The sequence below is a fragment of the Streptomyces prunicolor NBRC 13075 genome (assembly GCF_000367365.1).
GTDB lineage: Bacteria > Actinomycetota > Actinomycetes > Streptomycetales > Streptomycetaceae > Streptomyces > Streptomyces prunicolor.
Genome location: NZ_BARF01000050.1, coordinates 46,102 through 60,397, shown reverse-complemented (window position 1 = coordinate 60,397; position 14,296 = coordinate 46,102). Strand labels below are relative to the sequence as shown.

General features: G+C 69.5%; 5 protein-coding genes. 1 reads left to right on the top strand and 4 read right to left on the bottom strand.

Annotated elements, in window-relative coordinates; genetic code table 11:
• Nucleotides 1–2 precede the first annotated feature (2 nt).
• Nucleotides 3–785, bottom strand: coding sequence for an ABC transporter permease (locus SPR02S_RS22290; protein WP_019059217.1), 783 nt, complete (start codon nucleotides 783–785; stop codon nucleotides 3–5).
• Nucleotides 782–1,726, bottom strand: a complete 945-nt coding sequence (locus tag SPR02S_RS22285) for a daunorubicin resistance protein DrrA family ABC transporter ATP-binding protein (protein WP_043258416.1) — start codon at nucleotides 1,724–1,726, stop codon at nucleotides 782–784. The genes SPR02S_RS22290 and SPR02S_RS22285 overlap by 4 nt, the downstream gene beginning before the upstream one ends.
• 63 nt (nucleotides 1,727–1,789) lie before the next feature.
• Here SPR02S_RS22285 and SPR02S_RS22280 point away from each other — a divergent pair, with 63 nt between their 5' ends.
• On the top strand, nucleotides 1,790–2,506 hold the full coding sequence (locus SPR02S_RS22280) for a TetR/AcrR family transcriptional regulator (RefSeq protein WP_019059215.1): 717 nt from the start codon (nucleotides 1,790–1,792) through the stop codon (nucleotides 2,504–2,506).
• A gap of 251 nt (nucleotides 2,507–2,757) precedes the next feature.
• On the opposite strand, the gene SPR02S_RS63175 is transcribed toward SPR02S_RS22280, so the two are convergent.
• Together SPR02S_RS63175 and SPR02S_RS65725 are read right to left on the bottom strand one after the other, a co-directional pair.
• Nucleotides 2,758–3,186 (bottom strand): hypothetical protein, encoded by a 429-nt coding sequence (locus SPR02S_RS63175; RefSeq protein ID WP_019059214.1) that lies wholly within the window; start codon nucleotides 3,184–3,186, stop codon nucleotides 2,758–2,760.
• Entirely contained in the window at nucleotides 3,183–14,048 is a 10,866-nt protein-coding gene (locus SPR02S_RS65725) for a LamG-like jellyroll fold domain-containing protein (protein WP_026150765.1), read from the bottom strand. The genes SPR02S_RS63175 and SPR02S_RS65725 overlap by 4 nt, the downstream gene beginning before the upstream one ends.
• Between the last annotated feature and the right edge of the window lie 248 nt (nucleotides 14,049–14,296).

Sequence of the window (14,296 nt, the reverse complement as noted above, 5' to 3'; positions counted from 1 at the left end):
GTTCACCGGTCGTTGTGCGCGTACCGGCGCACCGCGAGCGGTGCGAACACCGCGATCAGCGCGGCGCACCAAGCCAGCGACCCGGCGATCGGATGGGCCACCGGCCAGGCGGCGCCCTCGGGGACGGGGGAGTTGCCGAACAGGTACCGCAGGGCCGTCGTCACCGCGCTGATCGGGTTCCACTCGGCCAGGGTGCGCAGCCAGCCCGGCAGCCGGTCCGTCGGGATGTACGCGTTGGACAGCAGCGGCAGCATGAAGGTCGCGCTGCCGAGCTGACCGGCCGCCTCCTCGCTGCGGGAGGCCAGCCCGAGCAGGATGCCGACCCAGGCGCAGGCGAACCGGAACAGCAGCAACAGGCCCACGGCAGCGACGGCTTGGAGCGCCGACCCCTCGATCCGCCAGCCCACCGCGAGACCGACCAGCAGGAACGGCACGGTACCGGCGGCCGTGACGACCAGGTCGGCGGTCGCCTGCCCGAGAGGCACGGCCGCCCTGCTCATCGGCAGGGTGCGGAGGCGGTCCGTCACGCCCCGGTGCGAGTCCTGGGCGGCCTGGAACATGCCCGTCATGATCCCGTTGGCGGCGGTCGCGACCAGCAACCCGGGGACGAGGTAGGAGCGGTACGCGTCACCCGGCATCGCGAGCGCGCTGCCGAAGACGTACCCGAAGAACAGCAGCATCGTGATCGGCATGGACTGGGTGAGGATCACCAGCGCCGGGTTGTTCCGCACCCGCCGCAACTGCCGGCCGAGCATCGCGGTGCCGTCGTACGCCAAGGCGCTCATCCCACGGGCTCCTTGCTGTCCGTCAGGCGGAGGAACACGTCGTCGAGGGTCGGCGGTCGCATGCTCGCGTCGAGCAACGGCACGCCCGCCGCGTCGAGTTCGCGGACCAGCCGGGGGAGGGTGAGTGTCGGATCGCCGGTGACCGCGCCGACGGCGTTCCGCTCGTGGTCGAACGACGGCTGGACGCCGGTGAGTTGGTCGAGGACACCGGCCGCCTTCGCGAGAGCGTCCGCGTGCGCGACGACGACTTCGGCGTACGTCCCGATGAGCGCCTTGAGTTGAGCGGGTGAACCGCTGTGCGCGATCCGCCCCCGGTCCACCAGGGCGATGTCGTCGGCGAGTTGGTCGGCCTCCTCCAGGTACTGCGTGGTCAGCAGCACGGTCGTACCCTCCCTCTTCAGGTCCCGTACGGCGTCCCAGATCTGGTTCCGGCTGGCCGGGTCGAGCCCGGTCGTCGGTTCGTCGAGGAACAGCACGTCGGGGCGTCGTATGAGACTCGCCGCCAGGTCGAGGCGGCGGCGCATCCCGCCCGAGTAGGTGGACGCGGGCCGGTCGGCGGACTCGGTCAGGCCGAAGCGGTCCAGCAGCTCACCGGCCCGGTCCGCCGGACCCCGCACCCGGTGCAGCCGCGCGAACAGGCGCAGGTTCTGCCGGCCGGTGAGGTCGCCGTCGACCGACGCGTACTGCCCGGTGACGCCGATCCGACGCCGTACGGCCGAAGCCTCCCGGACGAGATCGTGCCCGGCGATCCGCGCGGAACCCGCGTCCGGCCGCAGCAGCGTGGTGAGCAGCCGTACGGCCGTGGTCTTGCCCGCGCCGTTGGGCCCGAGGACTCCGCAGACCGTGCCCTGCGCCACCGCCAGGTCCAGCCCGCGCACGGCGTGCACAGCGCCGAAGCGCTTCTCCAGACCTTCACTAAGTACAGCGTACGTAGTAGTCATGGGTCGACCATAGCGCACTACGTACGGTGTACGTAACTACGATGGTGAGTGAGGTGATGATCAATGGCGGACCGAGCGGCCGTACCCGAAGTGATCTGGGCGCGCCCCGAGCGTGCGGGGCGGGGGCCGAAGCCGGCGTTCCGCCGCGCGGACATCGCGGCGGCGGCGGTGCGGATCGCCGACGGTGGGGGGCTGGACGCGGTCTCCATGCGGCACGTCGCGGCCGAGTTGGGCTGCGGCACGATGTCGCTGTACAACTACGTCCCCCGCAAGGAGGACCTGTACGAGCTGATGGTTGACGCGGTCAGCGGCGAGCACGAGGAGTGGGCGCCGTCGGGGGACTGGCGGGCGGACATGATCCGGGTCGCTCATCAGGCGCGGACGCTGATGCATCGGCATCCCTGGCTGCCGCGGTTGATGTCACCGGTGTACGGCTTCAGCCCCAATGCGCTGCGGTACCTGGAGCATTGCCTCGCCTGTCTTGATCCGGTCGAGGCGACTTACGGCATGAAGATGCAACTCGTCGGGCTGCTCAACGGGGTCGTGACGATGTACGTGACGAATGAGTTGGCGACTGCTGAGCGGTCGCGGTCGTTGCCGTGGTCGGAGGATCAGGAGAACGCGGTGCGGATCGCGTACTTGGGGAGTCAGATCGCCGGTGGGGCGTATCCGCGGATGGCTGCGGCGTTCATGGAGGATCCGGGGCCGATTGATCTGGACGCGGTGTTCGACATGGCGTTGGCGAAGGTCCTGGACGCCTTCGATCCCGAGCGGGGCTAGGGCCTGTCCGGCGGATCAGGTCGCAGGAAATCGGCGGGGCTTGATCAGTGCCGGTGAGCGGGGTGTGGTGCGTGCAGCTGCAAGGCGGAGGAGGGCGGCAACGCGGAGCGTTGGCAACCGACGACAACGCCGCAGATGTGCGCACCACACCCCGCGTCTGCGACAGGATCCGCCGGACAGGCCCTAGCGCCAAAGCCGTATGGACTGGGCTGGAGGTGTGGTTGTCGAGCGTCCGGCGGGATCGGATTCGGTCACGCGAAATCCGGATCGGCGAGATCCACCGTGATCGAGTTGCCCAGGTTGTTGGTGAAGGTGGCCATGGACCCTTCGACCGTGGCACGGACGAAGGGGTTGGAGTCGCCCAGCGAGACCACCCACACGGGATTCTTGTCCCGGTCGAGTCGGGCGAAGAACCCCTCCGAGCCGTGCGAACCGTCGCCGCAGCAGACATAGCCGGATCCGTCCGGGATTTCGGCGAGGCCCTGAGGGTGGATGTCGATCGAGGTCAGGGTCTCGGGGTTTTCGGCCAGCCACGTCTCGAAGTCCAGCGGGGCACCGAGTTCGAACCATGACAGCGCCGCGCTGTCCACCTCCACCGCGCGAGCGGAGCCGTCCGCGCGGAACAGGCCGTCCCAGGCGGGTGCCTCTCCCGCTCGCCACAACTCCGTGATCCCCTTCATCGCTTGCGCGTCGGGTTCGCTACGTGTTCGGGTTGCTCGTTCAGCCCCTGCCATGGCACACGACAGCCGTTCTCGTCCCTGTTGTACGGCTTCTTCATACGGTCCTCGAAACTCCAGTCCCACGTCTTGCCGCTCGTCTTCTCAGGGTTCGCCGCTGATGGATCGACACGTTCCACCTTGACCCGGTAGTCGGGGTTCTGCGCACGGGCGTCCCGAGCCGCGTCCAGACGCCGGTTGTCGTAGCTGACCAGTTGCCCGCCCCGCTCGATCACCCGCAGGGCCGTGCCGGGCCGGTTCCAGTCCCAGCTTCCGTCCAGCATCGATGATACGTAGTCGTTCGGGTTCACCGTCCGCTGCGAGAAGTTGATGGTATTCGGATCGACCCAGTCGCCCCCGTCGTCCGGTTCCGGGCTGCACTGGGCGGTCGAACCCGGATCGCCACTGCCGGCACCGGCGCCACCGGCGGCGGTCTGCGTGGTTGTCACGCCGTCGTCGTCCGCCGCCGTCGAGCTGGTGGCGTCGTGGCCGGCTGCCGCCGCGGCGTCCTCGGCGGGGGTGGTGCCGAGGATCGGGGTGGAGTTGGTGCCGCCGAGGTTCTGGTTCTTGGGGCGGGTGGGGATGCCGTTGGCGCCGCAGTCGTCGCTGACCGAGGCCGCCAGGACGAAGACCGCGCCGGCGACCGCCGCCTCGGGGGCGAAGAAGAAGCCGGCGGCGATCGCGAGGCCCGCCAGGACGACCGCTCCGCCGACCATGTACGCGGTGCTGTGCGAGCCGGACGAGCCGGAGAACAGGGCCCCGCCGTTGCCCACGGTGTGCAGCTTGCCGTCGCCGAGGGTGACAGTCACATTGTTTTTGGGACTCGAGCCCGTGTCGTGCGACCCCGGTGAGTGCGAGCCGGCGTTGGAGTAGTCCTGGTTCATCGCGTCGTCGAAGTCTTTGTTGAACTGCTTCTCCCACGCGTCCTGTTGCTGGTGCAGCGCCCGTTCGTCGGCGGCGTTCTTGGCCCGCTCGGCGTTGGCCTTCGCCGCCCCGATCGCCCACTGCTCCTGCGACCATTCGAGCATCCGGCCCATCTGGCCCGCCTGGTAGTTCTTGAGCCAGGCCTGCATCTGCTCGTAGGCCTCCTCCTGGGCCTTGATGTCGTCGCTGGCGCAGGCGTCGTTGCCGCTGGTGTCGGTGTTGTCCAGTGGGTCGTCGTTGCCGTAGGCGTACGGGTTGGCGTTGACCGCCGGGGTGGGCGCGTTGGTGGCGGAGTCCGCGCTGGTGAAGGCGCCGTTGGCGGGGTCGTACCAGCGGGTCGCGGTGTTGACCTGGCCGGTGGCGGAGTCGGTCCAGCCGCCCTGGTAGCCGAGGTCGGTCTGGTTGCCGCTGGAGGCGGTGCGGTTTCCGTAGGCGTCGTAGGCGGTGGAGCCGGTCAGGGCACTGCCGGTACCGGTGAAGGTGCCGGTGATGTCGCCGTGGCTGTCGGACAGGGCGAAGGCGGCGCCGGTGCCGGCGGCGGTGGAGGTGGAGAGCAGGCCGCCGTAGGGGTCCCGGCCGAAGTTCTGGGAACCGTCGGAGACCGGGGTGTTGGTTCCGTTGTCGTAGCTGAAGGTGGCGTTGCGGCCGCCGGAGGAGGCGGTGGCGAGCCGACCGAAGCTGTCGTAGGAGTAGGCGGCGCCGGTGCTTGAGCCGGTGACGTCGTCGAAGGCGTCGGAGCTGTAACTGGTCGTACTGCCCGAGGAGTTGACGCTCGCGGTGGTGCCGCGCGCGGTGTAGCCGTAGGTGGTGGTGGCGGAGCCGGCGGCGACGGAGGTCAGCTGGTTGCGGGCGTTGAAGGTGGCCGTGGCGGAGCCGGCGGCGGTGCGGTTGCCGTTGCCGTCGTAGCCGTAACCGGTGGTGCCGGAGCCGGTGGTCGCGGACTTCAGGCGGCCCGCGTAGTCGTAGTCGTAGGTGCTGGTGCCCGATCCCGCGGTGCCGGCGGTGGTCACGGTGGCGACCTGGCCGTCGGGGTTGTAGGTGTACGCGGCCGACGCCTCGGTGCTGCCGGACGGGGAGGTCAGGACATCGGACTTGAGCTGGTGGAGCGCGGTGTAGTCGTAGGCGCGGGTGGCTCCGCCGGTGCCGTAGCCGATTGTCTTGACCTGGCCGACGGTGTTGTAGCTCAGGGTCGCTGTGGTGCCGGTGAGCGGGTCGGTCTCGCTGTTGACCCGCTGGTCGGCGTCGTAGCCGAAGGCCGCGGTACCGGCCTTGTCGGTACGTGAGGCGATCTGGCCGTTGCCGTCGTAGGTGTAACTCGCGGTGCCGGAAGGTCCGGCCATGGCGACGATGAGCCCGCGGTCGTCGTAGCTGAAGGTGTCCGAACCCCCGGGCGCGGAGACCGAGTTGGGGCGGCCGGCCGCGTCGTAGCCGTAGGAGCGGGTCGTGGTGGCGGCCTCCGCGCCGGCGCCGGTCTGCGAGGTCAGCTCGCCGTTGGCGTCGTACCCCTCGGTGACGACCACCCCGCCGGGGCGGGTGGCGGTGTGCATTCTGCCGTCGGCGTCGTAGGCGGTGGTGGTGGTCCGGTCGGCGGCGGAGGTGAGCCCGGTGACGCTGGGCAGGATGTTGCTCTCCGGCAGGCCGAGGGAGTTGTAGGTGTAGAGGGTGACGTTGTTGTCCGCGTCGGTGTAGCGGGTGCGGCCGCCCGCCGCGTCGTAGCCGAAGGACGTCTTGATGGAGGTGGTGGCGTCGGCGGGCTGGCTCTGGCTCAGCATCCGGTTCAGCGCGTCGAAGGTGGCGGTGCTGGTGTGCTGCCGGGCGTCGGTGGCCGAGGTCTCGTTGCCCGCGCCGTCGTAGGCGTAGGCGGTGGAGCTGAGCGCCGCGCCGGAGGCGTCCAGTTTGGTGGTCGAGGTGAGCCGCCCGGCGAGGTCGTAGCCCTGGGTGGTCCTGGCGCCGTCGGCGGCGGTCGTCGTGAGGCCCTGGCCGGTGGCGTCGTAGGTGTAGCCGGTGACATTGCCCACCGGGTCCTTGGTGGTGACCGGTTCGCCGACCGCGTCGTAGCCCGTGGTGGTCACGTTGTGCAGCGGGTCCTCGACCGAGGTGAGGTCGCCGAGTGCGTCGTAGCCGTAGGTGGTGGTGTAGGCCGCGGTGGTGGGGGTGCGCTCCACCTGGGTGGCGGTGATCTGCCGGCCGAGCGGGTCGTAGGTGGCCTCGGTCCTGGCGCCGGTCGGGTCGGTGGTGTTGAGCGGTTCGCCGTCGGTGTCGTAGCCGGTATGGGTGACGCGACCGCCGGGCAGGGTCTGCCGCACCTGGTCACCGAGCTGGTCGTAGGTGTACGACGCCTGGTTGTGCAGCGGATCGGTCTCGGTCAGGACCTCGCCGAGCGCGTCATAGGTGTAGGACGTGGTCGGGGTGACGCCGCCGGACCCGTCGGGCGCGGTGTACGCGGGCTGGGACACCGCGAGTACCCGGCTGTCGGCGTCGTAGGTGGTGGTGACGATCCGGCCGTCGGGGTCGTTGGACTCCACCTGGTCGCCGAAGGTGTTGTAGCCGTCGCTGGTGACGGCCACGGTCTGCTGGGCGGCGCCGCCGCCGGTCTCGGTGCTGACCGGGGGCGAGGAGGTGGTGGTGAGCCGGCCGGCCTCGTCGTAGGCGGCGGTGGTGGTGTAGGCCGCGGCGACCGCCCCGGCCGCGTTGCCGCGCGGGTCCGTCTCGGTCGTGGGCAGGCCGCGCTGGTCGTACGTCCAGGTGGTGGTGAGCGGTGCGGATCCGGCGGTGCCGCCGCCGCTGTAGAGCGAGCTCGCCTCGGCGGCGGTGAGGACGCGGTTGTAGACCTGCGCCTTGCTGATCGAGCCGTTGAAGTACTGGGCGGCGGCCCCGGCGGCGTAGCCGCGGCCGATGGCCAGTGCGCCGGTGCTGGCGATGGGGGTGGTGTCGGTCGCGGTGCCCTGGGCGACGCCGTTGACGTAGAGCGTCATCTTGCCGGTGCTCGCGTCGTATGTGCCGAGCAGGTGGGTCCAGGTGTTGAGGGCGGGCGCCGCGGTGGAGTTGGCGCCTGCCAGGGTGGGCGCGGCCACGTCGGTGGTCGCCCGGTCGAAGGCCCAGCGGCCGGCGGTGGGGTTGTAGTCCAGCGAGAAACCGGCGGCCTTGGAACCCTGCTGGGAGATGACGGTCTGCCAGCTGCCGGTGGGCGTGCTGGTGATCTTCGCCCAGGCGGCCACCGAGAAGCTCTTGGCGGTGTTGACGACATTGCCGGCGGTGGCGATCTGCCCGGCTCCGGCGAAGACGGCCGAACCGCCGTTGTCGGACGACCAGTTGGTGGATGCGTTGACCGTGCCGACGTTGCCGGTGCCGGAGAAGTCGGCGGCGGTCGGGCTCTCGCCGTCGTCGAGCTTCCACCAGCCGGCGGCGCCGACGGAGACGGCGGACTGGCCGCTGGTGGTGGCGGAGGTGTACAGCTCGCCGATCTCGTTCTGGGTGAGCTGGCGTCCGTACAGCTGGACGTCGCGGATCCGGCCGGCGAAGTAGTTGACGGACGCGGTGGCCGCCTTGCCCCGGCCGATCGCGACACCGACGGTGCTGGCCATCGGGGTCGGATCCGACACCGGGCCGGTGCAGCCTGTGCAGATCCCGCTGACCTCGGCGGCGTTGACGTAGAGGCTCATCCCGCCGAGCCCGTCCTCCACGCCCACCAGGTGGGTCCATACCCCGGCCGTTGCCGGAGCGCTCGCCGCGGCGGTGTAACTGGCCGAGGTGGCGGTGTCGTTGGCGGCTCGGACGAACGCCCAGGACTTGGTGGTGTGGTTGTACTCCAGCTGGAAGGCACTGTTCTGGGCGCCCTGCTGACTGACGACCGTGAAGTCCTTGGTGGTGCTGGTGGCGCTGAGGTACGCCCACGCGGAGACACTGAAGGCCTTGGAGGTGTCCACCACCGGGGTTCCGCTGGTCAGGACGGCACCCGACGTGCCGTTGAACTGCGCGTAGTTGCCACCGGGCGGCGCCCAGGTCGCCCCGGTGGCCGGGACGCCGGTGAAGCCGTTGCCGGAGGAGTCGGCGGCGTTGACCGCGCCGTCGGTCAGCGGCCAGTAGCCGGTCGGCCCGGTGGCGTCGGTGCGTACGGACTGCGAGGTGGTGTTGCCCGCGGCGTCGTAGGAGTAGCCGACCTGGCGGGTCTGGCCGTCGCCGGTGAGGAGTTGGGACAGGACGTTGTCGTCCGGGTCGAAGGTGTTGGCGGTGACCCGGTTGACGCCTGTGGGGTCGACGGCGGTGCTGGTGGTGCGGTCCGCGGCGTCGACGGAGTACGTGGTCTGCCGGGTGCAGGAGGTGCCGGTCCAGACGTCGCATTCCCAGGTGCGGTTGCCGGCCGCGTCGTAGTCGTACGCCTTGTCGGTGACGGCGGACGCGGTGCCGGAGGCGACGGTCTCGGACTGCAGCCGGTCGTCGTCGAAGTAGCTGTAGCCGGTGGTGCGGCCCATGGAGTCGGTGACGGAGGCCAGCCGCCCGGCCGGGTCGTAGGCCCGCGACTCCAGTACGAGGTCCTGCGCGCCGGAGGGCGCGGTCGGGTCGCCGGTCCAGCCGTTCAGGGTGGTGGTGAGCAGCTGCCCGGTCGCCGAGTAGCCGTAGCTGTAGGTGGTCCCGCCGGGGTCGGTGCGGGTGGTGGTCCGGCCGGAGGTGTCGTACGTGTAGTGGGTCGCCAGGTTCGCCGGGTCGGTGGCGGTGATGACCCGGTTCTGGTCGTCGTAGACGTAGCCGGTGCTGCGGGTGGCGTCGAGGCCGGTGGTGTCGGCGGTCGAACTGCCGGTCAGGTCACCGTCGGCGTCGTAGCTGTAGGTGGTTTTCGGGGTGTGGACGGTGCTGGTGACGGCGTCGGTGGTGGCCTGGTCGGTGACGGTGGAGACCCGGTCGAGGGCGTCGTAGGTGTAATGGGTCTGCACACCGCCGACCGGCGCCCCGTAGTAGGTGAAGGTCACCGGGTAGGTGTCGGAGCTGACCGCCTTGGTGGTCAGCCGGCCGAACACGTCGTGGCTGGAGTAGGTGGTCTCGCCGGAGGGGTCGGTCTCGCTGCAGACCTGTCCGTAGCAGTAGGTGAACCTGGTGACCTGGCCCCTGGGGTCGGTGACCGTTGCGAGCATCCCGTAGGGCTCGTTGGTGACGACGCCGAGGGTGTTGGTGAACGTCTCGTTGTTGTTGTAGTACCTGTACTTGACGGTCCGTCCGCTCGGGTAGTCCGAGGTCGGGGGCGTGGTCACCGAGGCGATGGCGCCGAACGGGGTGTACGTGTAGGCCGTGCGGTAGGCCGGGTCGGCGGTCCCGGTGGCTCCGGAGCGGGCGTCGGCGGCGTAGAGGACCTTGCCGTTGAGCGGGTCCATCGGGTTGGCGGCGTTGGTGTGGTAGCTGAAGTACGAGGTCTGGCAGGAGTTGGCCGCACGGCAGGTGGTGGTGGTCAGTACGTTGCCGTACACGTCGTGCCGGCGGGTGACGGTGTGCCCGTCGGGGTCGGTGCTCGCGTCCTGGAAGCCGAGGGAGTCGTAGGCGTAACTGGTGGTGCCGCCGAGCGCGTCGGTCACGGAGGTGGTGCGGTTGCCGCTGGCCGGGTCGAAGGCGTACTTCTCGGTGCCCTGGGTGGGATCGGTGACGGTGACCGTGGTCGACGGCATCAGGGTGGTGGCGGAGCCCTTGGCCTGGTACAGGCCGAGCGCGGCCTCGACTCCGGTCAGGTCGAGGTCGGTCTTGTAGACCCCGACCTGACCGATCTCACCGTTGAAGTAGCCCTGGGCGTTGGCGGTGGGGAGCTTGGGCCAGGATCCTGCGATGTACCCGGCGCCGACGGTCACCGTCGTCTCGCCCCAGGTCGCCGCCTGGCCCGCGATGGACTTGCCCGCGCGGGTGGCCTGGCTCTGGCCGTCGAGCCACAGGGTCTGGGTGGTGCCGGTGGCGCTGAGTTCGACCAGGTGCCAATTGCCGTCGTTGACAACGGCCTTGGACGCCATCGGGGAAGTGGTGCCGTCCCAGAACTGGCCGTGCAGCAGACCGTCCGAGCCGATGTAGAGGGCCGGGGTGTAGCTGGTGGGCACCGAGCCGGTCCGGCCGTTCTGGTACGAGAAGAGCACCCCGCCGGCCTGCTTGGTGTTGAACCACAGGGCGACGGTGGCGTTCCCGGTGCTGTCGTCCAGGGCGCCGGAGGGCAGCGAGAGGTACGAGGAGGTGCCGTTGAAACCTGCGGCGGTGTCCCCGCCGGGGCCGAAGATACCGGGTTCGCCCAGCATGACGTCGTTGTAGATGCCGTCGGTGGCGCTGTCGGCCGCCTTGTCGATGCCGTACTGGTTGACCGCGGTGAGACCGGCCTGCTCGGTCATCGGGTAGTCGTACGAGGGCCGGGTGCCGCGGACGGCGCCGTAGTAGGCGGCGCTGCTGCCCGTGGTGACCGGGGAGGCGAGCCGGTAGGTACCGCCGTCGGCGTCGGTGACGGTCGCCGCGCGGTCGGTGAGCGCGTTGTAGGTGACGGCCAACGCGGTCTTGCCGGAAGGCAGTTGGGTGCCGGTGAGCTCGTCGGCGGCGAGCGTCCCGGAGGCGTACTCCTGCTGGACGGCGGGGAGACCGAGCGGGTGCTGCAGGAAGGAGACGTCCTGGATCTTGCCGTTGAAGAAGCCCAGCGCGTTGGCGGTCGGGCTGGCCGGCCAGGAGCCGGTGAGTTCACCCGCGCCGACCGTGGTGTACGGCCAGGCGCCGAAGGTGATGGTGGCGCCGGTGAGGGTGGCGACCTGCGCACCGTCGAGGAAGAGAGTCTGGTCGGTCCGGGCGCCGGAGAGCACCAGGTAGTGCCATTTGCCGTCGTTGACCGCGGTCGGTGAGGTCATCGGTGCGGCATGCCCGTTCCAGAACTCGGCGCGGAGCTTGCCGTCGCTGCCGATGTAGATCGACGGGACGTAACCGGAGGTGACGGCCGTGCCCGGCTTCCCGCTCTGGTACGAGAACAGCGTGCCCCCGGCCTGGGTGGTGTTGAACCACATGCCGACCGCGAGGTTGCTGCCGGCCGCCACCAGGTTGTCCGGCAGCGCGGCATAGGAACTGGTGCCGTTGAACGACGCGGCGGTGGCGGGCGATCCGGCCAGCGGGCCGGGCTGACCGAGGGTGACATTGGCCAGCGTGGCGTTGGTGGTGCCCTGGTTGACCACGACACTGTCGGCGGCGGTCGTGGAACCGGTGGCGTCACCGAACCGCCAGTAGTCGGTCGGGTTGGAGTCCTGGACCATCGAGGCGAAGTGCGATCCGGAACTGGTGCCCGAGGTGTACGTGTAGCCGGTGCAGGCCGTGGACGTGGTGGTGCTGGTCGCCGGCGGGCACACACCCGTGAGGTAGTTCGCGGCGTTGTAGGCGTACGTCCAGGGGTGGGTGACCCCGGCGACCGTGCGGTCGGTCACCGAGACGACATGCGGGACGTTCTTGACAGCGCCGTCCGTCGCCGTCAACTGCTGTACACCCCAGGTCAGTTCGAGAAGGATGTCCGTGTCGGGCGCACTGTTGGTGGCGCCGTCGTTGTAACCGTTGTCCTGGTTGAAGCCGTATCCGGCCTGGACCGGTTCCTTGACGGCGGTGGTGGTGCCGCCGGGCAGGGTGAGGGTGACCGTCTTCCAGTCGAAGTCCACTCCGTGGCCGTTGCGGTTGCCGAACTCGGACAGGCCCCAGTACGGCTGACCGGTGACCGGGTCGGTGGCCCCGACGGTGAAGATGTAGCGCATGCCGGACTTCTCGGTCAGCGCGAAACCCGAGACGCCGTAGCCGTCCGGTGGGACCGTCAGGACCGCGTAGTCACCGGCCGGGGGGCTGTAGGTGCCGTCACCGTTGGCACCGAAGCGCTCCTGCCGGCCGTCGGCGAGCGTGATCACCATGCTGCCGGAACCGTCGGAGTCCGGCGTCGCCCGCATGTCCAGCATCGACGACCAGCCCGCACCGAACGCCTTGAAGACGCCCGGGTCAAGGCTGTTGTAGGTCCGCTCGATGTTCAGCGCCGGGCCGTCGGCCACCGCGCCCACCGACAGGTCGGTCGCCTGGGTGGAGTAGTCGCCCATCTGGGGGTCGACGCCCTTGACGGTCGTGTCGTACGGGGCGACGCCCAGGTGCGCGGTCACCAACGGCTGTGGCGCGGAAGGGATGTTGAAGTAGTCCGGTGCGGACCACAGGGAAGTCGCGTTGCCGTCGCTGACCAGCGCGGTCCAGTAGTACGTGCCGCCCCAGGCGAGTTTGGCCGCCGGCACCACCCAGGTCGAGGTGGCGATCGCCCCCGAGGTCGCCAGCGCGGTGGTCGAACCGTTGGCGTAGACCGCGAAGGAGTAACTGAGCGCGGTACCCGGGTAGTTGTCCGGGTCGTGCCCGGTGACACCGAGGGTGGGGGTGAGGCTGAAGACAGAACCGTTGTTGCCCGGGGTGAAGGTGTCGATGATCGGCGGGTTGTTGACCACCGGCAGCGAGTAACAGGTCTGCGGGACGCCGTAGGTGGAGAACAGCACACCGTTGTACGCCATGTCCCAGCAGATCAGATACGTCACCCCCGCGGTGAGCGCGGGGACGGCGGCGGTGACGGTGACCGGCTGGTTCGGCGCGACCGTCGACGGCATCACGGCGGGGGTCGAGGCCGGGGTGGTGAGCAGCGTGCGGGTGGTGCCGGAGACGGTGTAGAGCTGGTAGGAGAGCTTGTAGCCGTTGGTCGGGGTCCAGGTCGCGGTGCCCCGGTTCTGCACGGTGACCTTGCCCCAGCCGGGCTGGTTGTTCCACGGCGAGGCGTAGCTGACCTCGGAGTACGAGGCTCCGGCGCCGTTCGGCGTGTATTCCACCGCGAGGTAGGCGTCGTCCGCGTAGAACTCCTTCGCCCCGGCAGCGGTGTTGGGGGCGCTGAGTTGCAGCCCGTAGTTGGCCGCCCAGCCGTGCGCCCAGTTCATCGCCGTCGCGGTGTTCAGGCTGACGCCCTCCCACTGGCGGCCGTTGGCACAGTCGGTCCCGGCGGCGAAAGAGGCACTGCCGATCTGCGCACCGGCCGCCGGACCCGGATAGGTATTGATCTTCGTCGGATCCCAAGTGGCGCCTACCGCGGCGACGTTCACCGGCTGGACCGAACAGGTGCCGCTGGTGTCCTTGCCCGAGAACTCGGTGTCGAGCCAGAGCGTGGAGTTGACGATGTAGTCGTTCGCGAACTGCGTCTTGAAACCACTGAACTGCAGGTAGGAGTTGTAGGTGTGGCTGAGGTACTGGCCCACGTACAACTGCCCGTTGCCGTTGAAGTTCTGCGTCACCCCGGACTCGACGTAGGTCGTGGCCGAAGTAGCGCCCTGGCCGGTCGGGTTGGCGGCGGCGGGCGTCAGCGTCCGGTACGACGCGTCGGATGCGTCCGATGCACCGGGCGACGCGGCAGCGCTCGGCGTCGCTGAGCCGGTCGCGGGAGCGGAGTCGGTCGTGGAAGGTGCGATGCGGGCCCAACTGCCGTCGGAGCGACGCTCGTTGACGGTATGGGTGTGGATCTGGGCGGTGTACGTACCGTCGGCGTTCTTGAACACGGTGGTGGTCGCGGTGTCCAGCTTGGGCTGCTCGACGCTGGTGGACGCACTGAAGCCCTGCGGCTTCTTGCGCGCCGGTGCCGGTACGTCGGCAACCGGCTTGGGTGCCTTGTGCACCCGGCTGCCCGAGCCGGCCGGATCACCCTGCTCGGCATGGGGCTTGTAGGCCGGCACGGCACCCTTGACCGGACCGGTCGCCGAGGCGCCGACCTTCGACTTCGCCTTGCTCGCCGTGGCCGACGCGGAAACCGCGTGCTTCTTGCCCGCCGCCGAACCACCCTGCTGCACCGGCGTGACAGGCGCCGCCGCCGAAACCGGCAACGCCACCGCCGACTGCCCGCCATAGGTGACGACCAACGCGGTAACCGCCAAAAACGCCGTCGCCCTTAACGAACCCGGCGCACGACGAGCGGATATCCAGAAATGACCCACCGTTGTTCTACCCCCCAGAAGAACCACAAGCCCCTTGGGTGCCAGGCCGGTTGGGGGACCTTCTATCAGTACGGAACCGAATCCGGACAGTCATTCATCTCGTGCCATATCGTCCAAATTTCCTCAACACCGACCCGGCATTGATCATTCCGCGAGCATTTCTTTGCTATTTC